Raw genomic sequence first — 24,172 nt, forward strand, 5'->3', positions numbered from 1 at the left:
CGACCGTGCCGCGGCGCGAAAAGTGAAGGGTATAGCCTATTGCCGGCGGCGGAACAACGCGCGATCTCCCGCTACGGCCGACGAACGGCGGCTATTGTACATTTTTATGACAATAGTGTGACGTTAATCACGCCGACGGCGGCCTCGGCGGCGAAAGCTTGCTGGTCGGAGGTTTCGCTCTACGCTTAATGAGCGCCACGACGGTGCGCCCATCAGCCTTTCACAGGAGGAAGTATGCAGACGATTCCCGCCGCGGTACTCGACGATCTGGCCCCGCAAGGCGTGTTGCGCGCGGCGATCAACTACGGCAATCCGGTGCTGGCACAGGCCGGGGCCGGCGGTAAACCGCAAGGCGCTTCGGTGGAGCTGGCCGCCGCGCTGGCCCAGGAGCTGGGCGTGGCGCTCGAGCTGGTCACCTATGACGCGGCGGGCAAGGTGTTTGCCGACCTGGACAGCGGCGCCTGGAACCTGGCGTTTATGGCTATCGAGCCGGTGCGTGCGGCGCAAATCGCCTTCAGCGAACCCTACGTGATCATCGAGGGGACTTACCTGGTGGCGAACGACGCGCCTTACTTTGAGGTGGCGCAGCTCGACCGGCCGGAGGTGCGCATCGCGGTCGGCCAGGGGGCGGCGTACGATCTGTTTTTATCGCGCACGCTGCAGCAGGCGCAGCTGGTGCGGGCGGCAACCTCCGCCGAGGCGATCGCGCTGTTTTTCGAACGGGGGCTGGAGGCGGCGGCCGGCGTGCGTCAACCGCTGCTGGCCGCCGCGGCCGCCCATCCCGGCTACCGGGTGCTGGACGGGCATTTCACCGCCATCCGCCAGGCGATGGCGGTACCGCGGCAAAAAACGCAGGGCGCCGCCTACGTGAACGCGTTTATCGAACGCTGCAAGGCCAACGGGTTGGTGAAGGCGGCCTTGCAGCGCAGCGGCCAGGGCGAGGTGACGGTGGCGCCGCCGGCCGCCTCGGCGTGATCAGTCGAGCTCCACCGCGTACTGTTCCACCGGGGTGATTTTCTTGATCAGCTTGTTGTCGAACAGGAACTGTTCGTAAGCCTCATAGCGGGCCCGATCCAACTTGGCCGGATCGCGCGCGAACAGCGGCAGGCTGGCTTGCCACGCCTGTTTGTTCAGCTCGGTATTCAGCTCCGGGTGCGCCTTGGCGAACGCCAGCCAGGTCTCCTGCGGATGTGCATGCAGGTAGTCGCTGCCTTGCTTCAGCGCGGCGAGGAATTTGCGGATTTTCGGCTCGTTCACCGCATCGCGGTTGGCGACGATGATCAGCTCGTCATAGGCCGGCACGCCGTAGTCTTCGACGTTGAACACCACCGGTTCTTTACCCTGTAGCTTCAGCTCCAGCGCTTCGATGTTGCGGTAGCCGCCGATCACCGCATCGACCTGGCCCGCCAGCAGGGCGCTGGTCAGCTGGAAGTTGACGTTGATAAGCTTGATGTCCTGCGGCTTGAGGTGCTCGTGTTCGACCATGGTGGTCAGCGTCGCCTGTTCGATGCCGCTGACCGAGTAACCCACCGTTTTTCCCTTGAGATCCGCCGGCGACGTGATGTTTTTGTCCAGCGCGATCACCGTATTCAGCGGCGTGTTGATCAGGGTGCCGACGCGCATCAGCGGCAGGCCCTGATCGGCGAAGAAGTGCAGCTGCGGCTGATAGGTAATGGCGAGGTCGGCCTGTTTGGCGGCCACCAGCCGCGGCGGCAGCGCCGGATCGGACGGCGGCACGATCTTGACGTCCAGCCCTGCGGTCTTGAAGGCGCCGATCTGCTCGGCCACCATAATTGGCGCGTGATCGGGGTTGATGTACCAGTCGAGCACCAGCGTCAGCTTCTCGGCCGCACCGGCCTGGCCGGTGAGGGCAGCGCCCAGCAGCAGCCCGCGAACGGTTTGTTTGATCATGGTCGTTCCTTTATCCCTGGTTATGGTTGCAATCATCAGTCGTTTTCCGGCGCCCAGGCGATCAGACGCCGCAGCAGCGCATCCACCGCGGCCCACAGCAGCACGGTCATCAGCACCAAAATAAACAGCGCGGCGAAGCAGACGTCGGTCTGCATGCGCGCGTTGGCGTTCAGCATCACGTAGCCCAGCCCTTCGGCCGAGCCGACCCATTCGCCGATGATGGCGCCGATCGGCGCGACGGCGGCGGCCATGCGCAGGCCGGAGCCGAAGGCCGGTAGCGCCGCCATCAGCCGCACGTGCCGCAGCTGCGCCCAGCGCGAAGCGCGCATCGTGCGCGCCAGATCGAGATAGTCGTTGTTGACCCGGCGCAGCCCGTCGAAAAAGGCCGACACCACCGGGAAGAAAATCACCAGCACCGCCATCGCCACCTTGGCGCTCATGCCGAAGCCGAACCACAGCACCAGCAGTGGCGCCAGGGCGAACACCGGTATCGCCTGGCTGGTGAGCACCAGTGGCATCAGCCAGCGCTGCAGCCGCGGCGAGAAGATCATGCACAGCGCCAGCGCCGCGCCGAGCAGCACGCCCAGCACCAGCCCGCTGACGATCTCCGAAGCCGTGACCAGCGTGTGCCAGGCGAGATAGCCGCGCCCGTCCCACAGCGCCTGCGCCACCGCGCCCGGCGTGGGCAGCAGAAAGGCCGGAATGCCGCTTTGCGCCGCCAGCCACCACAGCAGCAGCAGGCCGGCAAACACCGTCAGCCCACGCCGCAGGCGGGTGAGGCCATGCTCTTCGGCAATCTTCATTGCGCGGCCCTCACCAGCTGTTGCAGCAGCTCGGCCTGGCTTTTCAGCAGGTCGGCGTCATCCGGCGCGCGCGGCGGTTGCCCGCTGATACGGTGGGTATCGTCGAGGCCCAGCGGCCAGGGCGACAGTACCAGCAGCCGGTGGCTCAGGCGGCAGGCCTCCATCGGATCGTGGGTGATCAGCAGTACGGTATTTTGCGCCAGCAGCTCGGCGGCCAGGCTTTGGATCTCGGCGCGGGTAATGGCGTCCAATGCGGAGAAGGGTTCGTCCATCAGCACGATCGGCTGGCGTTCGTAGAGCGTGCGGGCGATGGCGGCGCGCTGGCGCATGCCGCCGGACAGCGCGGCGGGCAGGCTGCGGCCATGCGCGGCCAGGCCTACGCGTTCGAGCAGATGCGCCACCCACGCCCGATCCGCCACTTCGCCGCGCAGCCGCGAGCCGAGGGCGACGTTCTCTTCGACGGTCAGCCACGGGTAGAGCAGGTCTTTTTGCCCCATGTAGGCGATGCGCCCGGCGATCGGCAAACCGTCGCTGCCGGTCACCGTACCCGAACTGGCCTGCGCCAGGCCGGCGATGATCTTCAGCAGGCTGGTTTTGCCGGCGCCGCTGGCGCCGAGCAGGGCGACGAAGCTGCCGCCGGCGATGTCGAAGCTCAGCCGGTCGAAGACGATTTGCTGACCGAAACGCAGGCTGAGATCCCGCACCTGGATGCCGGGTGGGAGAAGCGGGGAGGTCATGAGGCGTTCAGCCCCATCTGCCAAAATGCCGATTCCAGCTGGGTGGCGGTGGTGAAAATCTGCGCCAGCTCGGTGAAGCGGCCTTGTGCGCCGCGCTGGTGGCCGACGGTTTCCAGCAGTTCGATGGCGGCACGCACGCCGGCCAGATAGCCCTCGTCGCCGTAGTTGCGGATCCAGGAGGCGTAAGGATTGCCCTCCATCTGAGTGGCGGGATCGTGCAGCAGCCGCAGGCCGATTTCGGCATAGCCGGCCACGCAGGGCAGCAGGCCGGCCAGCAGATCGAGGGCGTCGCCGGCATGGCCGATATCCAGCACGTAGCGGGTGTAGTTCATGGTTTCCGCCGCTTCCGGCTGGGCGGCGATCTGCGCTTCGCTCAGCCCCCATTCGGCGCAGTAGGCCACGTGCAACGGCAGTTCGGCGACGATGCCGTTGAGCGAGGCGGTGGCGGCGCGCATCTCCGGCAGGGTGCGTAGCTTGCTGACCAGCAGCGCGTAGGCGCGGGCGAAGTGCAGCAGAAACAGATAGTCCTGGGTCAGGTAGCGGCGAAAAGCGCGTTCAGGCAAGGTGCCGGCGGCCAGCTGCTGCAGAAATGGATGATCGACGTAATCTTGCCAGTGGCTGCCGGCATGGTGGCGCAGCCGGCCGTAAAGACCGCTTTCGAACAGGGTAGTGATGGACATGGGACCTCCTTGAGTCAGTGGAGATCCGGGCACGCTGGGGTATGAACAGGCAACGGGTGAGAGCGTTGTTGCCTAACCGTCCCTTCGCTGGCATGACCCAGATCAGGTTCAAAGGGTTCGGCTTGCGCCATCTCAGCCCGTAACAGGACACCCCTCGGAGCTGCCTGTTATACGACATTTGTTTTTTGATTACAATCGCCGGGCGGTGCGGCGGCAATCGGTTCGTTTAGTGCGATCGAGGGTGATTTTGCTGGCGCAAGGCGCGCGGTTTTTGTCACTGTAGGCTCATGTTTTGCCTCTGAGGATGATGCCCGATGAAAAAGATTGGTTTTCTCTCGTTTGGCCACTGGTCGCCTTCCGCCCAGTCCGGCACCCGTTCCGCGGCGGATGCGCTGCTGCAGTCCATCGATCTGGCGGTCGCCGCCGAAGATCTGGGAGCGGACGGCGCCTATTTTCGCGTGCACCACTTCGCGCGCCAGCTGGGATCGCCGTTCCCGCTGTTGGCCGCCATCGGCGCCAAAACCCAACGCATCGAGATCGGCACCGGCGTGATCGACATGCGCTATGAAAATCCGCTGTACATGGTGGAGGACGCTGGCGCGGCGGATCTGATCGCCGGCGGGCGGCTGCAGCTCGGCATCAGCCGCGGCTCGCCGGAGCAGGTGATCGACGGCTGGCGCTATTTCGGCTATGCCCCGGCCGACGGCGAAACCGATGCGGACATGGCCCGCCGCCATACCGAAGTGTTCCTGGAAGCGCTGCGCGGCGAAGGGTTCGCCGAGCCCAATCCGCAGCCGATGTTCCCGAATCCGCCCGGGCTGCTGCGGCCGGAGCCGTTTTCCGCCGGGCTGCGCGACCGCATCTGGTGGGGCGCCGGCTCCAATGCCACCGCCGTCTGGGCGGCGAAGCTCGGCATGCACCTGCAAAGCTCGACGCTCAAGAACGACGAGACCGGCGAACCCTTCCACATCCAGCAAGCCAAGCAGATCCGCGCCTACCGCGCCGCCTGGCAAGAGGCCGGCCACACGCATGAGCCGCGGGTTTCCGTGAGCCGTAGCATCTTCGCGCTGGTGGATCAGCGGGATCGCAACTACTTCGGCGGCAGCGGTAAGGAAGGCGACCAACTGGGGTATATCGATGCGCAAACCCGGGCGATCTTTGGCCGCAGTTACGCCGCAGAACCTGACGCGTTGATCGAACAGCTGGCGCAGGACGAGGCCATCGCCGAAGCGGATACCTTGCTGCTGACCGTGCCTAACCAACTGGGCGTGGATTACAACGCCCACGTTATCGAATCGATTTTAACCCATGTCGCGCCGGCGCTCGGCTGGCGCTAAACGGAGGAGCTGCATGTCACGCATTTTCATTACCGGCTCGGTGGACGGGCTGGGCCGCGCCGCCGCGCAAACGCTGTTGGACGAAGGACATCAGGTGATTCTGCATGCGCGTGAGCCCGGCCGTCTGGACGCGGTGCGCGATCTGCTGGATCGCGGTGCACAGGCGACGATCGGCGATCTGTCCGATGTGCAGCAGATCCGGCAGCTCGCCGAGCAGGTCAATCGCCTCGGTCGCCCGGACGCGGTGATCCACAATGCCGGTATGTTTACCGGACCGCAGGTGATGCCGGTGAACGTCATAGCGCCCTACCTGCTGACGGCCCTGATCGAACGCCCCAAGCGTATCGTCTATCTGAGCAGCAGTATGCACTTTGACGGCGTGGCGGAACTGAACGGCGTGGATTGGCTTGGCGGCGCCGCAGGCTCTTATTCGGACAGCAAACTGTTCGTCACCGCGCTGGCCGCCGCCGTGGCGCGCCTGTGGCCTGACGTGATCAGCAGCGCGGTCGATCCCGGTTGGGTGCCGACAAAAATGGGCGGCGCGGACGCGCCCGACGATCTGGCGCTGGGGCATGTGACGCAGGCGTGGCTGGTGAGCAGCGATGAACCGCAGGCCCTGGCGTCCGGCGGCTATTGGCACCATCAGCAGCGCCTCGAACCCCATGCAGCGGTACACGACGAGGCGTTTCAAACGGCGCTGCTGGCGCAATTGGCGCGCGCCGGCGGGGTGAGCTTGCCGCAGGTTTGAATGGCTATTCCTTCCAGGCCCGTCGAGGTTATCGGCGGGCTTTTTTATGCCCGCAGGGTGAACCCGCGGCGCTTTTCTTATACAGTGGTTGTCTGGCCTGTTTTGCTCTTTCTTGTAATTATCGCCATGCATACATTCCTGATTATCGTCCCTGAAGGGGGCATGCTGTTCGAAGCGGCGGGCATCGCAGATATCCTGATGCAGGCTAATCGCCTGAGTTCCGCCGAGACGCCGCTGTATCAGATCGCGGTCGCCACTACGCAATCTCACCGGGTGGTGCACGGCCTGTCCGGGCTGAGCCTGTTGGCTGACCATCGCCTGGCGGATCTCGATCCGGCCCTGCCGCGCGATACCGTCATTGTTGCCGGCAAGGGGGCAACCGAAGAAGAGGGCGCCCTGGTGGCGGATTGGCTGCGCCGCGCGGCGCCGCAGACGCGCCGTATCGCTTCCGTTTGCGGCGGGGCTCTGCTGCTGGCCGAAGCCGGATTGCTGGACGGGCGGCGGGCGACTACCCACTGGCGGCTGGCGGAAACGCTGCAGGCGCGCTTCCCGCGGGTGCAGGTTGAAAACGGCCCGATCTACGTGCAGGACGGGCCGATTTGGACCTCCGGCGGCGTCAGTTCCGGCTTCGATCTGACGCTGGCGCTGGTGGAGGATGATTACGGCTTCGTGCAGGCGCGCGAAGTGGCGCAGGATCTGGTGATGTTTCTGCGCCGCCCCGGCGGGCAGGCGCAGTTCAGCCGCTACCCGCTCAACCAGGCCAAATCGCCGGGCCCGATCCGCGACCTGCAGTCCTGGATCCTGGAAAACCTCGCCGACGATCTCAGCGTCGAACGGTTGGCCGAACGCGTGGCGATGAGCCCGCGCAACTTTACCCGCGTATTCACCCGCGAGACGGGCATTTCTCCCGCCAAATTCGTCGAAGAAGGCCGGTTGCATACCGCCAGGCAGCGCCTGGAGCAGAGTGCGCAAGGCATCGAGCAGATCGCCCTGGCCACCGGCTTTGGCAACGGCCTTAACCTACGGCGGGTGTTTGAGCGCAAACTGCAGCTGACCCCGAGTGAATACCGCGAACGCTTCCATGCGCGCAATTTGGCGTAAATTGATCGGTAAACGTCATTTACGCCGCCTCGGGGCAGGGCTAGAGTCGAGGCAAAGCCCAAAACGAGGAGTGCATCATGGTGAGAGTAGGCATTAATGGATTTGGCAGGATCGGACGCAACGTGCTGCGCGCGGCGCTGGGGCGCAGCGATTTTGAAGTGGTGGCGATCAACGATCTGACGGACAGCAAAACGCTGGCGCACCTGCTGAAATACGACACGCTTTCCGGCACGCTGGCGGCCAGGGTGGAAGCCGGCGACAACCAACTGCTGCTGGACGGCCGGCCGATTCAGGTATTTTCGCAGCGCGATCCCGCCGAGATCCCCTGGAGCAGCGTGGGCGTTGACGTGGTGATCGAAGCGACGGGCTTCTTTACCGACAAGGCCAAGGCGGAAGTGCACATCACGCACGGCGGCGCCAAGCGGGTGATTATCTCGGCGCCGGCCAAGAACGACGACATCACCATCGTCATGGGGGTTAACGACCAGCTCTACGATCCGGCGCTGCATAAAGTGGTCAGCAACGGCAGCTGCACCACTAACGGGCTGGCGCCCGCCGCGCAGGTGCTGCATCAGGCGTTCGGCATCGAATACGGGCTGATGAACACTACTCACGCCTATACCAATAGCCAGGCGCTGCACGATCAGCCGGAAAAAGATCTGCGCGGCGCGCGGGCGGCGGCGGAATCGATCGTGCCTTATTCCAGCGGCGCGGCCAAGGCGCTCGGCAAGGTGATCCCGGATCTCGACGGCAGGTTGACCGGTTACTCGCTGCGGGTGCCGGTGCCGGTCGTCTCGATCGTCGATCTGACGGTGACGCTGAAACGCCCGGCGACGGTGGAAGAGATTAACGCCGCTTTCCGCGCGGCGGCGGCATCCGGCCCGCTGAAAGGGATCCTGGGCTACAGCGATGAACCGCTGGTGTCGAGCGACTACCGGGGTGATGCGCGTTCGTCGATCATCGACGGGCTGTCCACGCTGGTGATCGGCGGCAATCTGGTGAAAGTGCTCGCCTGGTATGACAACGAATGGGGCTTCTCCAATCGGTTGGTCGATCTGGCGCTGCTGATGGAAAAACGCGGGCTGTAAACGCCCCATAGCAAAAAGCCCGCTTAAGTTTCCTTAAGCGGGCTTCTCTAAATATGGCTCCTCTGACTGGACTCGAACCAGTGACATACGGATTAACAGTCCGCCGTTCTACCGACTGAACTACAGAGGAATCGTGTGAACGGGGCGCATGATATCCAGCGGCCCCGGGTGTGTCAACGCTAAATTGCCCCAGGCGGTGCGACTGCTCGGTATCTGAGCAATAAGCCCGTCAATCAGCCCATTGCGCGTCGTTTTCCACCTGGCCGCGCAACAGGCGCGCCAGCGGATCCTGGCGGTAGAAGCGGCAAAAGTGCTGATACAGCGCCGGGAAGCGTTCGGCCAGCAGCTCGGGAGCGCTGAAGAAATACTCCGACAGCACGGCGAAGCACTCGGCCGCATCGGTGGCGGCATAGGCATCCATGCTGGCGGCCTCTTCACCGACCATGTCGATCTCGTCCTGCAGGCTTTCCATCGCGGCGTGCAGATCGTGCTCCCAGGCGGCCACCTCGCGCAGTGGGATCGGCGGTACGCCGGTGGCGACGCCGCCGTTGCGCATATCCAGCTTGTGCACCGCTTCGTGGATCACCAGATTGAAACCAGAGAGATCGAAAGAGTCCTGCACGTCTTGCCAGTTGAGCACGATCGGCCCCTGTTCCCAGCTTTGGCCAGACTGCACCACTGGCCCCGAGTGCACCAGGCCGATCTCGTCCTGCCATTCGTCTTCCACCACGAACGGGGTGGGGTAGAGCAGAATTTCGTTGAAGCCGTCGAGGCACTCCGCGCCGAGTTCCAGCACCGGCAAGGCGAACAGCAGGGCGATGCGCGCCTGCATTTGCGAGGTGAGCTGCAGCCCCTGCAGCGGCACGATGCGCTTTTGCTGCAAGATCTGCCCGGCAACGGCCACCAGCCGCTGCTGCTCCTGCTCATTCAGCGGCGAGAGCAGCGGGATCGCCAGCGCGTCCTGCCACTGGGCCTGAGTGTCTGCCTGGGGTTGAGAGGGTTGAGTCGCTTTCCACGGCCATTTAATCATCAGGTTGCTCGTAAAGTCGTCACTTGAACGTTCAGCGGTGTGCTAATGCTGTAAAAATGCCGTAAAAGCGGGCATGATAGCAAGCGTTGTTAGGAGAGATGCCGGAGCGGCTGAACGGACCAGTCTCGAAAACTGGAGTAGGGGCAACTCTACCGGGGGTTCAAATCCCCCTCTCTCCGCCACTTTACCCCTCGTTGTTCCCTATCGAATCAAAATCCTTTTCTTTCGCTAATGCTTGTAAACCGTTCGATCTGAAACCGGTTTGCGTTGGCCGAGATCCTTTTCCGCATTATAACCCGTGCAATATCAACGAATAGCATTTTGCGATTATGTTCTTCATTTTGTGAGCCATGTTGCGCTTAAACCCGGTGCGGCGCTTGTGGTAAGCCCAGTGCCAGGCGCAGGCCAATCATGCTGAAGGTGTGAAACCGCCACGGTGATAATGCCTGCCGGCAGGGGCGTGCATGGCCTGACTCCGCTATCCCTTGAAGCGTTTGCCAGACTGACAACATGCCCCACATCTCCAGGGTAGCGTGTATTTACACGCGATTTTTCGTGCACTAATATGTGTGCACATGCACATAAAAACGGTCTCCTCTCCGCCGCGATGGGAATAGAAGGGACTGAACGCCCGGAAACTGGAGGATTTGCCATGAGTTTGCTCGATTGCGCACTGGATTTTCGTCACTTCATTGAGGAATTGCGTCGCCGAAACGATTTGGTCGACGTGCATCAGGAAGTTTCCGCCGACTTGGAGATAGCGGCTGTCTGCCGCCGGGTCTATGAGCAACGGCTTTCGGCTCCGCTATTTCATCATGTGGCGGGCGCGATGCCGGGGGCTCGCATTCTCGGCGCGCCGGCCGGCATGCTCGCTTCTGCGGAACATGCCTATTCTCGCCTCGCCCTCCATTTTGGCCTACCGCCAGAGAGCTCCCCGCGAGATATCGTGGCGGCGATTCGCCGGGCGGTGAAGGCGGAACCGCTTGCCCCCGATTATTGTTCGACCGGCCCGGTGAAAGAGAATATTTGGCGAGGTGACGAGGTTGATCTGGCACGCTTCCCGGTGCCTCTGCTGCATGAACGGGATGGCGGGCGCTATTTTGGCACCTACGGGTTCCATGTCGTGCAATCCCCGGACGGGAAGTGGCACAGCTGGGGCATCGGCAGGCTCATGATGCTCGATCGCAATCGTCTCACCGGCCCGGCAATCCCCACCCAGCACATCGGCATGATCCGTGAAATGTGGCGTCGGGAAGGGAAACCTACGCCGTGGGCGATGGTGCTCGGGGCGCCGCCTGCCGCGGTGGCGGTCGCGGGGATGCCGTTGCCGGCCGGCGTCAGTGAGCCTGACTATGTCGGCGCGTTGCTCGGTAAAAGTGTCACGCTCACCCAAGCGGAAACCAACGATCTCTGGGTGCCGGCCAATGCGGAAATTGTGCTGGAAGGTGAAATCAGCCTGACGGAGACGGCGCTGGAAGGGCCGATGGGGGAGTATCACGGCTATCAACACCAGCAGGGTCATGAACAGCCGGTGTTCCATGTGCACGCGATGACGTTTCGCGATGACCCCATTTTGCCGATTTGCGTCGCAGGCACGCCACCGGAGGAAAATCATACGATCTGGGGCACCATGATATCGGCCCAGCTGCTGGAGACCCTGCAGAGCGCGGCATTGCCCGTCGACTTTGTCTGGTGTTCCTATGAGGCGGCGACCTGTTGGGCGGTGGTCTCCGTCGATACCGAAAAACTGGCCGGAATGAAGACCAACGCGGCGGATTTTGCCGGCAAGGTGGCGGAGGCGGTCTTCGGTTCGCATGCGGGCTACCTGATCCCCAAACTGATCCTGGTCGGCAATGACATTGATATTGTCGATATCAATCAGGTGGTTTGGGCGTTGGCTACGCGCTCACATCCGGCGCGCGATCATTTTATTTTCCCGGACGTACGCGAGTTCCCGATGGTGCCGTACCTGTCGGAAGAAGACAAGGCGCGCGGCAGCGGCGGCAAAGCCATCATCAACTGCCTGTTCCCCGAGCAGTTCAGCGGCGTAACACGTGCGGGTACCGCCTCTTTCAGGCACTCGTATCCGGAACAGGTCAGGGTAAAAGTCGAGGCTAATTGGAAACAGTATGGGTTCTGAAAAAAAAGACAGGCATAGCGGCCGACAGGGAATGGGATTGCCCGACGGTGCGCTTTACAGGATGACGGAGGTGGTGCGTCACCGCGAAAAACGGCTGTCTGCGTTACTCGCATTGCAAGGGCTCAGCCTCCATGAGTGGCGCGCGTTGCGTATTCTCTACAGTTTTCCGGGCGACGTGGCCATGAGCGAGGTGATAGCGCATTCGCAGACCGATCGCACCGCGCTAGGCCGTACGATCACCCAACTGGTTAATCGGGGGTGGGTCGCGCGCTTCCCCGATCCGGAAGATAAGCGCGCGGTATATCTGCGCGTCATGCCGGCGTCTCGCCCCATTTTTGACCAGGCGAGGCAATGGGTGGCGGATTATGACGCCCAGCTGATGGCCTGCCTGGATGACGCGGGGCTCAGTGCCCTGGATGACGCTTTGCAACGCATGATGTTGTTTATCGATACCCCTTAGCTATTCCGGTCCCAGTTGCGGAGAAAACGCTCGGTGGCGGGGGCGCCGTTTTATCCCGCTTGACCGCATTCTGCTGCACGATGCGGTGTTGTACTGTTGACCGCAGGTAAGGTAATTTGCTGATGGCAATGATGACTGACGCGGGGGCAACGGACATGAACGAAAGAATCGACTACCACATCGAGAAATACCATTTCGCGCCGCTGGATGAAGCCCCGCGGCTCGCGCACCAGTGGAGCGAGGTGTTGAACGAGTGCCGCGAGACGCAGGCCGGGGCGGAAGAGCGTCTGCGCATTGCGCTGCTCAATGTGGACTACGTGACCAGTTTCGAATTGCCATTTCGCTTATTGCTGGTGCGGGCACCGCAGCTGATTGCCGGCCTGCGTGATGAGTTGTCGATCAGTCAAAAAAATGTGGTGTTCAACGGCAAGCGCTTTGGCTGTGTCTACAGCCTGAAAAGCGATTTGAGCGGCGTGCCGGAGGCTTTCCAATACGGCCTGTCGACCCGTATTCACCGAACATCTGCGTCGGGCGTGGATGCGCTGCCTTACCGGGAAATTGCCAAAGCGCTCAAGGCGCCGCGTGAGCGGCTTAAGCTGGCGCTGGAGCAAGGGTTGCCGGTGACGGCGCTGGATGGCTTGTTTTGGTTCGGCATTCAGCGCATTGCTGCCGAGGTGCGCAGGCTAAGAAAAACTGGCATGGCGATCGTGACGGCGGAAACGGAGATCTTCGACACCCTGACCGGCACGACGCGCAAGGTCCCAGTGTACCGCCTGGCCGAGAGTTAAACGCCGTTTCCGCACCGAGGAGGTTCAAACCAAAAACCTCCTTATGGAATGCGCGGCTTACCGATAGGCTTCATTACGCGCGATCGTGTATTTGCCGCTGCCCAGCAGCAGAATGGCGAGCCCGCCCATAAAGAACACCAGTTCGTTTTCAATGCCCCAGGCGCCGACGTCAGTGACGCTGAACACCTTGCCGGTGCCCACCATCAAAAATGCCACCACCAGCGTAAAGGCGTAAACCAGCGCGGCGGGGCGGGTGAACAGTCCCAAAATGATCAGTATCGGCGCCAGGATCTCCCCTACATACACGCCGTAGGCGATGAAGGCGGGCAGCCCCTGTTCCTGCAACGCACCGGCAATCCAGCCGACGCCGTGCTGAATTTTCGCCACGCCGTGAAACAGCATCAGTCCGCCAAAGGTCAGTCTGAGTGCCAGCTTGCCGGCGTCCGGACGATCAAAAAGGCGCGTGAACACTGCATTCAATGACTTAACCATGGCCCTTCCTCCTGAATAGGAATGATTTTCAATCAATATATCAATAAGGTGAATGCGAAAGATGTTCTGGATCAGTAAAACGGCGGACTTTACGCCGAATCACCGGGTGAGATTTAGCGGGTGCTTCACACGGCAACGCAGGCTGTCCCCGCGACCCAAATCGCGGTAAAATGCAGCAGTTCACCTTATCGCACGTCATCAGGCCGTCGTACTCGCTATGAAAATGCGCAAACCCCGTCGTCCGCCCGGGCGGTGGATTTATTACATCCTGCATGAAGACATGCTGTGGCCCTGCCCGGTCAAATGGGAGTGGGAGAGCGGCTATAACGCCTGGCTGCCGTTTTATTATTCCCCTACGCTGGAATTCGTCGCCGGCAACCCCGCTCGCGCCACCAAGGTCAGCAGCGGCCGGCGCTAAGCGCGCTGCCCGCCTTGCCGCCCGGCATCCGCTCACCTAAGATAATTGCATCACCCACAGGTTTCCGGGAGCGCCCATGTCTACTCTGTTTCGCACGTTTCTTTGCGGCGCGGTGGCGTTGCTGCTGCTTGCGGGTTGTCAGCAGACGGCGCATCGACCGGCGCCGCCGCTGCAGGCGCAATTGGATCACATCGCTCTGATGCTGGCCGGCGGGCATTTCCTGCGCGTGGACTGCGGGCGCAGCGACGTGCCGGACGACGTGAAATTGCAACGCACCGCGATGCGTGCGGCGCAGCATCGCGGCTGGGATACGCATGCGGTAGGGTATCGACAGTTGCCGACGCTCACCCAGGCGCGTTACCTGACTCTGCAGCAGGACAATCAGCTGCTGACGGACAAATGCGCCACGCTCAGCCGCAGTACCGCGCGTTTTATCGCGGCGGCGCAGGCCGATCAGGAAGACTACATGGAGTAGCGTTGGGTAAGCCTGTCGTGCGCTCGTTACGGGCGCCTAAAAATTCTTTGCAGGATAACGATTTATCGATCATCATTTGAAATGATGTTTCACTTTTATCCATCGAGCCCACCTTGAATCTGTATGCCGCACTGCGTCAGCGCGTGGAAAATACGCCCTGGTACGCCAAACGGAAAAGCTACCGCGTGCTGTTCTGGCGCGAGATCACGCCGCTGGCGGTGCCGATCTTTCTGGAGAATGCCTGCGTTTTGCTGATGGGGGTGCTGAGCACCTTTCTGGTGAGCTGGCTCGGCAAAGAGGCGATGGCCGGGGTGGGGCTGGCGGACAGCTTCAACATGGTGATCATTGCCTTTTTTGCCGCGGTGGATCTCGGCACCACCGTGGTGGTGGCCTTCAGCCTCGGCAAGCGCGATCGCCGGCGTGCGCGGGCGGCGGCGCGTCAGTCGCTGGTCTTGATGACCGGCGTGGCGGTGCTGTTGGCGGCGGGCATTCACCTGGCGGGCGAATCGATCATCGATGTGATCGCCGGCGCGGCGTCGCCGGAGGTGAAAGCGCTGGCGCTCTCTTACCTGCAGACCACGGTGTGGAGCTACCCGGCGGCGGCGATTGCGCTGATCGGCAGCGGCGCGTTGCGCGGCGCGGGTAATACCAAGATCCCGCTGCTGATCAATGGTGGCATGAATATCCTCAATATCATCATCAGCAGCATCCTGATTTACGGCATGCTCGGCTGGCACGGGCTGGGCTTTGTCGGCGCCGGGCTGGGGCTGACGATTTCCCGCTATATCGGCGCCATCGCCATCCTCTATGTGCTGGCGATCGGCTTTAATCCGGCGCTGCACATTACGCTGAAAAGTTATTTCACGCCGCTCAAGATGAGCATCCTGTGGGAAGTGTTGGGGATCGGCATTCCCGCCAGCGTCGAATCGGTGCTGTTCAACGGCGGCAAGCTGTTGACGCAGATGTTCGTCGCCGGCATGGGCACCAACGTTATCGCCGGCAACTTCATCGCCTTCTCCATCGCTTCGTTGATTAACTTGCCGGGCAACGCATTGGGATCGGCCTCGACCATCATCGTCGGTCGGCGGCTCGGCAAGGGCGAGATCGGTCAGGCGGAGCGGCAACTGCGCCATATTTTCTGGCTATCGACCCTTGGGCTGACCGCCATCGCCTGGGGCACGGCACCGCTGGCCGGGGTATTCGCCGCGTTTTATACCTCGCAGGATGATGTGAAAACGGTGGTGAAAAACCTGATTTGGCTCAACGCCGCCTTTATGCCGATCTGGGCCGCTTCATGGGTGTTGCCTGCCGGGCTGAAAGGCGCGCGCGACGCCCGCTTTGCCATGTGGGTGACGATGCTCGGCATGTGGGGCTGCCGCGTGGTGGCTGGCTATGTGCTGGGTATCGAACTGGGCATGGGCGTGGTGGGCGTCTGGTTGGGGATGTTCTTCGATTGGGCGGTGCGCGGCGCCTTGTTCTACTGGCGCATGATCAGCGGGCGCTGGCTGTGGAAATATCCGCGGGCCAAACGCCGGGAGGCCGAGTAACGTCGGCCGCGGGGCACCGGCGAGATGGCCTCAGTATAAAAGCGTCATCGCGCTGAAGAACAACAGCGTCAACGCGATAATGATGACGTTTTGCGTGGCTTTGCGCACCAGTCTGCTGGCGCTCAGTCGGCTGTCGATGACGTAGAGCAGCGGCACCATCAGCAGCACGTAGGCGAACATCAGCATGGCGGTAAAGGGTTGCAGGTTCATTTATGCTTCTCCTGTACGTCATCATGGCCGACCAGGTGCACCAGCACCGCCTCCGTCTGATGGGCCAAGCCAATAAAGGGCGGGGCGACAGGGGGATCCGCTGCGAACGGCAGGCCGGCGCGCCGCGTGTTCACCGCCGCTTGCAGAATTTTCTTTCTATGCTTCCGAGTATGGTCGACCATGCGCCTCCGAATAAGGCCGCCCGCAGGCGGCTGATCGTAGTATTACCATTAAGCTGGAGTAGGATTGCAGGCCGCTGCCGGGGCCATGCATTCATAATATTGCGAATGATAACCATTATCAATAATGAAAGTGAAAAAATTAAGGGTATTGCGAGAGGGGTGTCAGCGGGGAGGGAAAAGAAAAAGCACGCCTTGCGGCGTGCTTTGCGAGGTACTAACGGCGGTGGTTACTTCTGATCGGGCAGGGCGTAAGCGATCACATAGTCGCCCAGCTTGGTGCCGAAGGAACCGTGGCCGCCGGCGTAGATCAGCACGTACTGCTTGCCATTGACCTCATAGGTCATCGGCGTCGCCTGGCCGCCGGCCGGCAAGCGCGCTTCCCACAGTTTTTCACCGTTGGTCACGCTGAAGGCGCGCAGGTAGTTGTCTGCGGTGGCGCCGATGAAGAACACGTTACCGGCGGTGGTTACCGGGCCGCCCAGCATCGGCATGCCCATTTTGAACGGCAGTGGCAGCGGTGAGCTGTCGCGCACGGTGCCGATGCGTTTTTTCCACACGATGTCGTTGGTTTTCAGATCCACGGCGGAAATGTAACCCCAGGCCGGCTGTTTGCACGGCAGGCCGAACGGTGACAGGAACGGGTTCAGGGTAACGCCGAACGGCACGCCATATTGCGGCTGTACGCCGGACTCGGTGCCGCTGCCGCCTTTGTCGCCTTCCGGCGGCTCAATCGGGTTGCCTGGGCCGCGCGGGATCAGTTTGGAGACGAACGGCAGCGCGATCGGGTTGGCGATGGCGATTTCGCGATCGGTATCGACGGCCAGGCCGCCCCATTCGAACATGCCCAGGTTACCCGGGAACACCAGCGTGCCCTGCTCGGAAGGCGGGGTGAAGGTGCCTTCATAGCGCAGGCTGTGGAACATCACGCGGCAGACCAGCTGGTCATAGATGGTCGCGCCCCACATGTCGGCGCCGGTCAGTTTCTTCTCAGGACGGAAGGTCAGCTCGGAGAACGGCTGGGTCGGTGACAGGCGATCGCCCTTGGCTGGGCCCTGCGGTACCGGTTTCTCCGGCGCCGGCACCACCAGCTCGCCGTTGGTGCGGTTCAGCACGAAGATGTTGCCGGTTTTGGTCGGCACATAGATCACCGGCACTTTTTTACCGCTCTTGTCGGTAATGTCCGCCAGGGTCGGCTGCGCCGGCACGTCCATATCCCACAGGTCGTGGTGGACCGTCTGATAGAACCAGGCCAGTTTGCCGGTGGAGGCGTTCAGCGCCAGCAGGCCGCTGGCGTAGCGCTCCATTTCCGGGGTGCGGTTGCCGCCCCAGATGTCCGGCGTGGCGACGCCCATCGGCAGATAGACGATATCCAGCTTGGCGTCATAGGCGGCCGGCGCCCAAGAGTTCGGCGAGTTCGGCACGAAATGGTGCTCGTCCGCCGGGATGGCGTTCGGATCTTTCGCGCCCGGATCGAAGGCCCACAGCAGCTTGCCGCTGTTGATGTCGAAGCCGCGGATCACGCCGGAAGGCTCACGGTTGGAGTAGTTGTCGGTCACGGCACCGGCAACGACGATCACGTTATCGGTGATCACCGGCGGCGAGGTCGGCTCGTAGTGGCCCGGCGTCGCATACGGCATGTTGCTCTGCAGGTTCAGCTCGCCGTTGTTGGCGAAGTCCGGGCACGGTTTGCCGGTTTCGGCGTCCAGCGCGAACAGGCGGCCGTCGTTGACCGGCAGAATGATGCGGCGTGCGCACATCGCCGGTGCGGCATCGCCGGCGGCGCCCGCGGCTGCAGCGGTTTCGTGGTAAGACACGCCGCGGCAGGTGATGTGCTGGAAGGTCGGGTTGTACTTCAGCTGCGGATCAAATTTCCACTTTTCTTTACCGGTGGCGGCATCCAGCGCGAACAGCTTCTGGTGCGGCGTACACATGTAAAGGGTATCGCGGATCTTGATCGGCGTGACTTCGTTGGTGATCTCACCCGGATCGTTGGCGGTCTTCAGATCGCCGGTCTGGAAACGCCAGGCTTCTTGCAGCTGGCCAACGTTTTTGTCGTTGATCTGGCTCAGCGGCGAGTAACGGGTGCCTTCCTGGGTGCGACCATAGGCCGGCCAGTCGGCGCCGGTGGCGTCTTTCGGCTGGACCTGCGCGGCGTCAAGGGTGCCGTTGATCTCTTGCGGATCGTTGAATACGGCATAGGCCAGTGCGATGACGGTGATCGCCAGCGCCGCGCTCAGCGCACCGTAGGCGAATTTGCCGTTGGCGACCAGCTTACGGTAGATAAACGGCAGCACCAGCCACAGGCCGAAGAAGAAGGTGACGTCCAGGCGCGGCGTCAGCGCCCAGAAGTCCGGGCCGACTTCCCACAGGGCCCAAATAGTGGTGCCCAGCAGGAACACCGCGTACAGCAGCAGCGCGGTGGCGCGGCGGCGGAACAGCAGCCAGGAGGTCGCCAGCAGCACCAGCCCGGCGATGATGTAATACAGCGAACCGCCCAACTTGGCCAGCCAGATGCCGCCGCCGAGCAGATAAAGCCCGCTCAGCGCGGCAAACAGCGCCGTTATGACGATAAGCGGCGATAGTGACGCTTTATTTTGCATAGCAATACCCTTACCAAAAATGAAAGTCCCCGATTTAGAGATTAAGCCAAATCGGAAAAAACACGCGGTTTCTCCCTATTATTTCAGCGGGAAGCCGCTAGGGTGACGTAAAACCCATCCCGTCTTTTAACCTTAAGGTGCTTTGCCTTATTCAAAGCGGTAAGACAAGGTGGCGCCGCCACCCCAGTTGCGACCCGGCGCCGGCTCGAAATAGCGGCCATTGCCTTCGTTGACGATCACCGAACCGACGTAACGGCGGTCGAAAATATTGTCCACCCGGCTGAACACGTCCAGCGCCCAGCGGTTCCAGGTAAAGCGATAACCGGCGTTTACGCCGGCCACGGTGTAAGAGGGGGCCTGCGCGCTGTTGGCGTCGTTGGCCTGAATGTCGCTCATGTAGCGCAGCTCCGCGCCGGCGTGCCAGCCTTCCGGCGGTGCAAAGGCCAGCGAGGCGTAGCCCATGTTGCGGGCGATGCCTGGCAGGTGATTGCCGGCGGGGGTACAGCCGGATTTACCGCACATTTCGCTGCGGTAGGTGGCGTCCAGCAGCGTCCAGGCCATATGCAGGCGCCAGTCCAGCGCGAACTCTTGATCCAGCGCCAGCTCCAGGCCGCGCCGCCGGGTTTTGCCGGCGTTGGCGTAGCTGGTGCGTCCGCCGCTGCTTTCCGCCACCACCAGCTCGTTGTCGGTATCGGTCTGGAACAGCGCAGCGCTCACCAGGCCGTTGCCGAGGCGCAGCTTGCTGCCCAGTTCGACGGTATCGCTGGTGGACGGCTGCAGGCCGATATTGAGGCCTGTCTGGCCGTCGGGGCGGTAGGAGAGCTCGTTGATGGTCGGGGTTTCAAAGCCGCGGCCGGCGGAGAGATAGACGTTCCACGCCGGGTTGATCTTGTAGTTGAGCGAGCCCATCGGCAGCCACTGGTGGTAGCGTTTGCTGCCGCTGTCGTCGCCGTTGCGCGGCGTGATGTAATAGTCGGTCGAGTCGAAGCTGACGGTGCTGTAGCGCAGGCCGGCGTCCAGCGTCCAGCGCGGCGTCAGTTGCCAGGAGGTTTGCAGGTAAGGATCCAGGTTCCAGATACGGTTCTTCTCGTTGCGCCGCTGGTCGCCTTTCTCGCCGTAGTCCACAGTGCCGTCTCGCAGAATAAAGTTTTCGAACCCCTGGCGGCGTTCGGTCATGGTTTCATAATCCAGACCGCCGATCAGTGTTACCGGTAACGATGCGAGAGTATCCTCATGCTTCCAGCGAGTGTCAATGCCCTGATATTTTCTTTCCAGCACGATCACCCCGCCGGCGTGGGTGGGGTTGAGCTGCGGCCCCATCGGGATGGACTGGTACTGCGTGGTGTGGCGCTCGCCGTGGTAGGCAGTCAGCGTCAGTTCGTCGCGCTCGCTCATCTGGCGCTGATAGCGCAGGCCGGCCTGGGTCTGATCGAGCGACTTGCGGGTGTTAAATTGATCCGCGCGCGGCGCCTGGCGCGGGTTTTCCTTCCACTCTGCCTCGGTCAGGCCGCCCGGATCGCCGGCATCGATTGAGACGCTGTTGAACATCAGCGTCAGGGTGCTGACGTCGTCCAGCCGCACACCGAGCTTGCCGTTGCCGAGGTTTTTCCGCGCGGCGCTGTGATCGCGGTAGCCCTGAGTGGTGAAGCGGGTGCCCGAGATGGCGTAGTTGACGTCGCCGGCCTGGGTACCGTCGCCGGTGGCGCCGGTCGCTTTCACCCCATAGCGCCAGGTATTGTCGCTGCCGAAATAGCCGCCGGCCTCCAGAGTTGGCGGCTGGGTGCCGGTCTGGGTGTCAACGTTGATCACCCCGCCCGAAGCGTTGCCGTACAGCGCGGAATAGGGGCCGCGCAGCACCTCGATGCGCTCGACGGAGTTGATGTCGATGTTGGAGGTTTGTCCCTGGCCGTCGGGCATGGTGGCGGGAATGCCGTCGACGTACATGCGCACCCCGCGCACGCCGAACATCGATCGGCTGCCGAACCCGCGTATCGACAGCTGCAGATCCTGCGCATAGTTTTGCCGGTTTTGGAGCTGCAGGCCCGGCACGCTGCCGAGGTTTTCCGACAGGTTAATCTGCGGTGCGGCGTTGCGCAGGTCCTGGCCGTCGATCACGCTGACGGACACCGGCGATCCCAGCTCGGTCAATCCGGTGGGTTGCGCCATCACCACCAGGGTGTCGCTTTTCTCTTCATTATTTTCTGCCGCCAGCGCCTGACTGGCAAACATGGGATGTAGCAATAGCATTGCAGCCGGGGTAAGCACGGCGCTTTTCTTATTGGTCATGGAATAAATCTGCCACTGGTATTGAAAGGGAATTGCAGGTCGATTCAGAGTTAGCCATCTGTCGCTCCATCTACATGACGCTAAACGAAAAGGGTAAGGCATCCTGATATCAGTATAGAGTATCTTGGGCAGGAACGTTCCCGCAAAAACTCCGGTCCCAGCGACGGTTAATGGATTCATGAGCCTGGCTCATAAGCTCAAGCGTATTTCGCCCCATAGTCATGGCGGCAGTCGCGTTTTACAGTCACCACACCGGAACGGCTCCGCGTCACGCGGGGCCGGTATCAATCAGTGGGAGAGTGAAGATGCAAACACGCAAATTGGGGCGCGAAGGGCTGGAAGTCTCGGCGTTGGGGTTGGGCTGTATGGGACTGAGCTTTGGCTACGGCCCGGCCACCGACAAACGGCAGGCGGTCGATCTGATCCGTGCCGCGGTTGACGAGGGCGTGACGTTCTTCGATACCGCCGAGATTTATGGTCCGTTCACCAACGAGGAATTGTTGGGCGAAGCGCTGGCGCCGGTGCGCGACCGGGTCGTCATCGCCACCAAGTTCGGTTTCGATCTGCCGCAGCCGGCGGGGCAACAGGTGTTGAACAGCCGTCCGGAGCATATTCGCCAGGCGGTGGAAGGCTCGTTGAAGCGCCTGCGGATAGAGACGATCGATTTGCTGTATCAGCACCGTGTCGATCCTGAGGTGCCTATCGAGGAGGTGGCCGGTACGGTGCAGCAACTGATTCGCGAAGGGAAAGTGAAGTATTTCGGCCTGTCGGAAGCCGGCGCGCAAACCATTCGGCGAGCTCACGCGGTGCAGCCGGTCACGGCGCTGCAAAGCGAATATTCGCTGTGGTGGCGCGAGCCGGAGCGTGAAATCTTGCCGACGCTGGCAGAGCTGGGCATCGGTCTGGTGCCGTTCAGCCCGCTCGGCAAAGGCTTTCTCACCGGCGCCATTACCGAGGACACCACCTTTGACAGCGGCGATTTTCGCAACCTGGTGCCGCGCTTCAGCGCCGAAGCGCGCCGGGCCAATCAGGCGCTGGTGAGCGTGCTGGGGCAGATAGCGCAGCGCAAAGGCGTGACGCCGGCGCAGATCGCCCTGGCCTGGCTGCTGGCCCAGCAGCCGTGGATCGTGCCGATCCCGGGAACCACCAAGCGTCACCGGCTGGAAGAAAACCTTGCGGCGGCGTCGGTGGTGTTGGCGGCGGACGAACTGGGCGCGATCGAGCGTGCGCTCTCCGCTATCGACGTGATCGGCGATCGTTACCCGGCGTATCTGCAGAAGAACGTCGGGCGTTAAGCCCCGCGTCGCAGCGCCTCAATCAGCAGCGCAAAGGCGGTAGTGTGTTGCCTGCGGCTTGGATAATAGAGGTAATAACCGGGAAACGGCGGGCACCAGTCGTCCAGCGCCATTAGCAACCGACCGTCGGCCAGCGGCTCGGCGACGGTATCTTCCGGCACAAAGGCGATGCCGAGGCCGAGCTGCGCGGCGTCGATTCGCTGGCGCAGGCTGTTGAAGGTCAGTTGCCCCTCCACCCGCACTTTAATCTCCCGGCCATCGCGGGCAAATTCCCAGGCGTACAGCCCGCCGAGGGTGGGCAGGCGCATGTTGATGCAGCGATGGTTTTGCAGCGCTTGCGGCGTAGCGGGGAGGCCGTAACGGGCGAAATAGTCAGGGGAGGCGACGGGCACCATGCGCATGTCCGGCCCGATGCGCACCGCGACCATGTCCTTCGCCACCTGTTCCCCCAGCCGGATTCCGGCGTCGAATCGCCCGGCGACGATGTCGGTCAGGCTGTTGTCGACGGTGATTTCCACGTTGATATCCGGGTAATCGACGAGAAAAGTGCGCAGCACCGGCCACAGTACTGCATCCACCGCGTGTTCGCCGGCGGTGATGCGGATGTTGCCGGCGGGCCGATCGCGCATTTCACCCAGCGCGTTCAGCTCGCTTTCAATCTCCGCCAAGCGCGGGCCAATGCTGTTGAGCAGCCGCTCACCGGCCTCGGTGGGGGCGACGCTGCGAGTGGTGCGCGTGAGCAAGCGCAGCGCCAGGCGTTCTTCCAGGCCGCGAATAGCGTGGCTGAGTGCCGATTGGGAAACCCCAAGCTGCGCCGCCGCTTTGGTGAAGCTGCGCTCCCTGGCCACCATCAGGAAAGCGATCAGATCGTTAAAGTTTTCTTTCAACATACCGGCACCGGAGAGCAAAGTTGGGGCGCTGCCGCGCGTAGATTTATGAATTGAGCTCATAGCTCCTTGCGCATTTTACCCGCTAGTCACCGGAAAAGCATGGCGCTATCTTGGCATCGCTGACTTATAACTATCAGCGTCGGTTGGAAAGCCGACGTGGAGGACACGACAGATGAAAATACAACGCAGCGGTTCTATCCCATCACAGTGCGGTTCGGCGGATTACTTTACCGGGCAGGTACGCATCGATGCCCCCTTCGCCGGTGACGCGCCGGCCAGGGTGGGCGGCGCGACCGTCACCTTCGAACCCGGCGCCCGCACGGCCTGGCATACGCATCCGCTCGGCCAGACGCTGATCGTCACTCAGGGGCGCGGGTGGATCCAGATGTGGGGCGAGAAGACGCAGGAGATGCATCCCGGCGATATCGTTTGGATACCGGCCGACGTCAAACACTGGCACGGTGCGACATCGGACACCGCCATGACCCATATCGCCATCGCCGAAGCGGTGGACGGCAGCCCGGTGACCTGGCTTGAGCCGGTCAGCGAGGCGGAATATCGGCCATAACGCCGATCAGGCCGAGGGGCTCTGTTCGCAAAACCGCAGCCGGTTGCCGAACGGATCGGTGAGGTTCAGCTCTTTGCCCCAGTCGACAATCTCCAGGCCCGGCCGGGCATAGCGATAGTTTTTGGCCGTGAGCTCCCGGTGCAGCGCGTCGATATCGTGCACCGGGATGAAAATGGCGGCGCCGGGCGTGCTGTCGCCGTAGTGTTCGCTCAGGTGCAGCGTCAGCCCGGTGCGGGTCATCTGCATGTACAGCGGTAGGTCTTCGCTGAAGCGGTGCTCCCACGCCAGCGTGAAACCGAGAAAATCCAGATAAAACTCTTTGGCCTTGTCGACGGAAAAGATACGCAGGATCGGAATGGCGGGGGAGAGCGTCATCATTGTTGACC

General features: G+C 62.3%; 25 protein-coding genes, 2 tRNA genes and 1 riboswitch. Of the genes, 14 read left to right on the forward strand and 13 right to left on the reverse strand.

What is annotated here, in order from left to right; translation table 11 throughout:
• Positions 1-234 precede the first annotated feature (234 nt).
• Positions 235-975 (forward strand): transporter substrate-binding domain-containing protein, encoded by a 741-nt coding sequence (locus RE418_RS15130; RefSeq protein WP_089181065.1) that lies wholly within the window; start codon positions 235-237, stop codon positions 973-975.
• Here RE418_RS15130 and RE418_RS15135 read toward each other — a convergent pair whose 3' ends face one another.
• The 4 genes from RE418_RS15135 to RE418_RS15150 are packed head-to-tail and all read right to left on the reverse strand — an operon-like array spanning position 976 to position 4,131.
• Complete coding sequence (locus RE418_RS15135) at positions 976-1,911, reverse strand: ABC transporter substrate-binding protein (RefSeq protein WP_089181064.1); 936 nt, start codon at positions 1,909-1,911, stop codon at positions 976-978.
• A gap of 35 nt (positions 1,912-1,946) precedes the next feature.
• Positions 1,947-2,714 (reverse strand): ABC transporter permease, encoded by a 768-nt coding sequence (locus RE418_RS15140; RefSeq protein ID WP_049209462.1) that lies wholly within the window; start codon positions 2,712-2,714, stop codon positions 1,947-1,949.
• A complete protein-coding gene (locus tag RE418_RS15145; RefSeq protein ID WP_025303401.1) occupies positions 2,711-3,451 on the reverse strand; it encodes an ABC transporter ATP-binding protein in 741 nt (246 codons plus the stop codon). Before RE418_RS15145 ends, RE418_RS15140 begins: the two co-directional genes overlap by 4 nt.
• The gene (locus RE418_RS15150) at positions 3,448-4,131 is read right to left on the reverse strand and encodes a TenA family protein (RefSeq protein WP_043140011.1); all 684 of its coding nucleotides are present in this window, start codon (positions 4,129-4,131) and stop codon (positions 3,448-3,450) included. The genes RE418_RS15145 and RE418_RS15150 overlap by 4 nt, the downstream gene beginning before the upstream one ends.
• Before the next feature lie 62 nt (positions 4,132-4,193).
• Positions 4,194-4,296: riboswitch (TPP riboswitch) on the reverse strand.
• A 149-nt stretch (positions 4,297-4,445) separates the two neighbouring features.
• Between RE418_RS15150 and RE418_RS15155 the strand changes: the two genes are divergently transcribed.
• The 4 genes from RE418_RS15155 to gap all read left to right on the forward strand — a co-directional run bounded on the left by RE418_RS15155 (position 4,446) and on the right by gap (position 8,405).
• Complete coding sequence (locus tag RE418_RS15155; RefSeq protein ID WP_025303399.1) at positions 4,446-5,468, forward strand: LLM class flavin-dependent oxidoreductase; 1,023 nt, start codon at positions 4,446-4,448, stop codon at positions 5,466-5,468.
• 13 nt (positions 5,469-5,481) lie between these two features.
• Positions 5,482-6,216: an SDR family NAD(P)-dependent oxidoreductase gene (locus RE418_RS15160; RefSeq protein ID WP_043140014.1), complete on the forward strand. Its 735-nt coding sequence runs from the start codon at positions 5,482-5,484 to the stop codon at positions 6,214-6,216.
• Positions 6,217-6,342: 126 nt separating this feature from the next.
• Complete coding sequence (locus tag RE418_RS15165) at positions 6,343-7,317, forward strand: GlxA family transcriptional regulator (RefSeq protein ID WP_060447871.1); 975 nt, start codon at positions 6,343-6,345, stop codon at positions 7,315-7,317.
• 77 nt (positions 7,318-7,394) lie between these two features.
• Positions 7,395-8,405, forward strand: coding sequence for a type I glyceraldehyde-3-phosphate dehydrogenase (gene gap, locus RE418_RS15170; protein ID WP_025303396.1), 1,011 nt, complete (start codon positions 7,395-7,397; stop codon positions 8,403-8,405).
• Positions 8,406-8,459: 54 nt separating this feature from the next.
• On the opposite strand, the gene RE418_RS15175 is transcribed toward gap, so the two are convergent.
• Positions 8,460-8,535, reverse strand: a tRNA-Asn gene (locus RE418_RS15175).
• A gap of 99 nt (positions 8,536-8,634) precedes the next feature.
• Complete coding sequence (gene mtfA, locus RE418_RS15180) at positions 8,635-9,435, reverse strand: DgsA anti-repressor MtfA (RefSeq protein WP_025303395.1); 801 nt, start codon at positions 9,433-9,435, stop codon at positions 8,635-8,637.
• 92 nt (positions 9,436-9,527) lie between these two features.
• On the opposite strand from mtfA, the gene RE418_RS15185 reads away from it, so the two are divergent.
• From RE418_RS15185 to RE418_RS15200, 4 genes are all read left to right on the forward strand, one after another.
• Positions 9,528-9,617 (forward strand) — tRNA-Ser (locus RE418_RS15185).
• A gap of 470 nt (positions 9,618-10,087) precedes the next feature.
• Positions 10,088-11,575 carry a UbiD family decarboxylase gene (locus RE418_RS15190; protein ID WP_043140020.1) on the forward strand — a complete coding sequence of 496 codons (1,488 nt, stop codon included), beginning with the start codon at positions 10,088-10,090 and terminating at the stop codon, positions 11,573-11,575.
• Complete coding sequence (locus tag RE418_RS15195) at positions 11,565-12,035, forward strand: MarR family winged helix-turn-helix transcriptional regulator (RefSeq protein WP_025303393.1); 471 nt, start codon at positions 11,565-11,567, stop codon at positions 12,033-12,035. Before RE418_RS15190 ends, RE418_RS15195 begins: the two co-directional genes overlap by 11 nt.
• Positions 12,036-12,190: 155 nt before the next feature.
• Complete coding sequence (locus RE418_RS15200; protein WP_025303392.1) at positions 12,191-12,823, forward strand: helix-turn-helix domain-containing protein; 633 nt, start codon at positions 12,191-12,193, stop codon at positions 12,821-12,823.
• A gap of 57 nt (positions 12,824-12,880) precedes the next feature.
• Here the strand turns inward: RE418_RS15200 and RE418_RS15205 are convergent, their stop codons facing one another.
• Positions 12,881-13,315, reverse strand: coding sequence for a DoxX family protein (locus RE418_RS15205; protein ID WP_025303391.1), 435 nt, complete (start codon positions 13,313-13,315; stop codon positions 12,881-12,883).
• A gap of 217 nt (positions 13,316-13,532) precedes the next feature.
• Between RE418_RS15205 and RE418_RS15210 the strand changes: the two genes are divergently transcribed.
• The 3 genes from RE418_RS15210 to RE418_RS15220 all read left to right on the forward strand — a co-directional run bounded on the left by RE418_RS15210 (position 13,533) and on the right by RE418_RS15220 (position 15,755).
• The gene (locus RE418_RS15210) at positions 13,533-13,733 is read left to right on the forward strand and encodes a hypothetical protein (protein ID WP_016927170.1); all 201 of its coding nucleotides are present in this window, start codon (positions 13,533-13,535) and stop codon (positions 13,731-13,733) included.
• Between the two features lie 76 nt (positions 13,734-13,809).
• Positions 13,810-14,208, forward strand: a complete 399-nt coding sequence (gene gspS, locus RE418_RS15215; protein ID WP_025303389.1) for a type II secretion system pilot lipoprotein GspS — start codon at positions 13,810-13,812, stop codon at positions 14,206-14,208.
• A 113-nt stretch (positions 14,209-14,321) separates the two neighbouring features.
• On the forward strand, positions 14,322-15,755 hold the full coding sequence (locus RE418_RS15220; RefSeq protein WP_089181063.1) for an EmmdR/YeeO family multidrug/toxin efflux MATE transporter: 1,434 nt from the start codon (positions 14,322-14,324) through the stop codon (positions 15,753-15,755).
• A gap of 30 nt (positions 15,756-15,785) precedes the next feature.
• Here RE418_RS15220 and RE418_RS15225 read toward each other — a convergent pair whose 3' ends face one another.
• The 4 genes from RE418_RS15225 to pqqU all read right to left on the reverse strand — a co-directional run bounded on the left by RE418_RS15225 (position 15,786) and on the right by pqqU (position 21,033).
• Positions 15,786-15,965, reverse strand: a complete 180-nt coding sequence (locus tag RE418_RS15225; RefSeq protein WP_019453466.1) for a hypothetical protein — start codon at positions 15,963-15,965, stop codon at positions 15,786-15,788.
• Positions 15,962-16,147 carry a hypothetical protein gene (locus tag RE418_RS15230; protein WP_025303387.1) on the reverse strand — a complete coding sequence of 62 codons (186 nt, stop codon included), beginning with the start codon at positions 16,145-16,147 and terminating at the stop codon, positions 15,962-15,964. Before RE418_RS15230 ends, RE418_RS15225 begins: the two co-directional genes overlap by 4 nt.
• 227 nt (positions 16,148-16,374) lie before the next feature.
• Entirely contained in the window at positions 16,375-18,747 is a 2,373-nt protein-coding gene (locus RE418_RS15235; protein ID WP_025303386.1) for a glucose/quinate/shikimate family membrane-bound PQQ-dependent dehydrogenase, read from the reverse strand.
• 147 nt (positions 18,748-18,894) lie between these two features.
• Positions 18,895-21,033 carry a TonB-dependent receptor PqqU gene (pqqU, locus tag RE418_RS15240; RefSeq protein WP_025303385.1) on the reverse strand — a complete coding sequence of 713 codons (2,139 nt, stop codon included), beginning with the start codon at positions 21,031-21,033 and terminating at the stop codon, positions 18,895-18,897.
• A gap of 305 nt (positions 21,034-21,338) precedes the next feature.
• Here pqqU and RE418_RS15245 point away from each other — a divergent pair, with 305 nt between their 5' ends.
• Entirely contained in the window at positions 21,339-22,328 is a 990-nt protein-coding gene (locus RE418_RS15245; protein ID WP_089181062.1) for an aldo/keto reductase, read from the forward strand.
• Here the strand turns inward: RE418_RS15245 and RE418_RS15250 are convergent.
• Positions 22,325-23,218, reverse strand: coding sequence for a LysR family transcriptional regulator (locus RE418_RS15250; protein ID WP_043140030.1), 894 nt, complete (start codon positions 23,216-23,218; stop codon positions 22,325-22,327). The two genes, RE418_RS15245 and RE418_RS15250, sit on opposite strands and share 4 nt — an antisense overlap.
• Before the next feature lie 172 nt (positions 23,219-23,390).
• Here RE418_RS15250 and RE418_RS15255 point away from each other — a divergent pair, with 172 nt between their 5' ends.
• On the forward strand, positions 23,391-23,786 hold the full coding sequence (locus RE418_RS15255) for a cupin domain-containing protein (protein WP_089181061.1): 396 nt from the start codon (positions 23,391-23,393) through the stop codon (positions 23,784-23,786).
• 6 nt (positions 23,787-23,792) lie between these two features.
• Here the strand turns inward: RE418_RS15255 and RE418_RS15260 are convergent, their stop codons facing one another.
• The gene (locus RE418_RS15260) at positions 23,793-24,161 is read right to left on the reverse strand and encodes a glyoxalase superfamily protein (RefSeq protein WP_089181684.1); all 369 of its coding nucleotides are present in this window, start codon (positions 24,159-24,161) and stop codon (positions 23,793-23,795) included.
• Between the last annotated feature and the right edge of the window lie 11 nt (positions 24,162-24,172).

The organism is Serratia sp. szju, assembly GCF_044594185.1.
GTDB classification, from domain to species: Bacteria; Pseudomonadota; Gammaproteobacteria; order Enterobacterales; family Enterobacteriaceae; genus Serratia; species Serratia bockelmannii.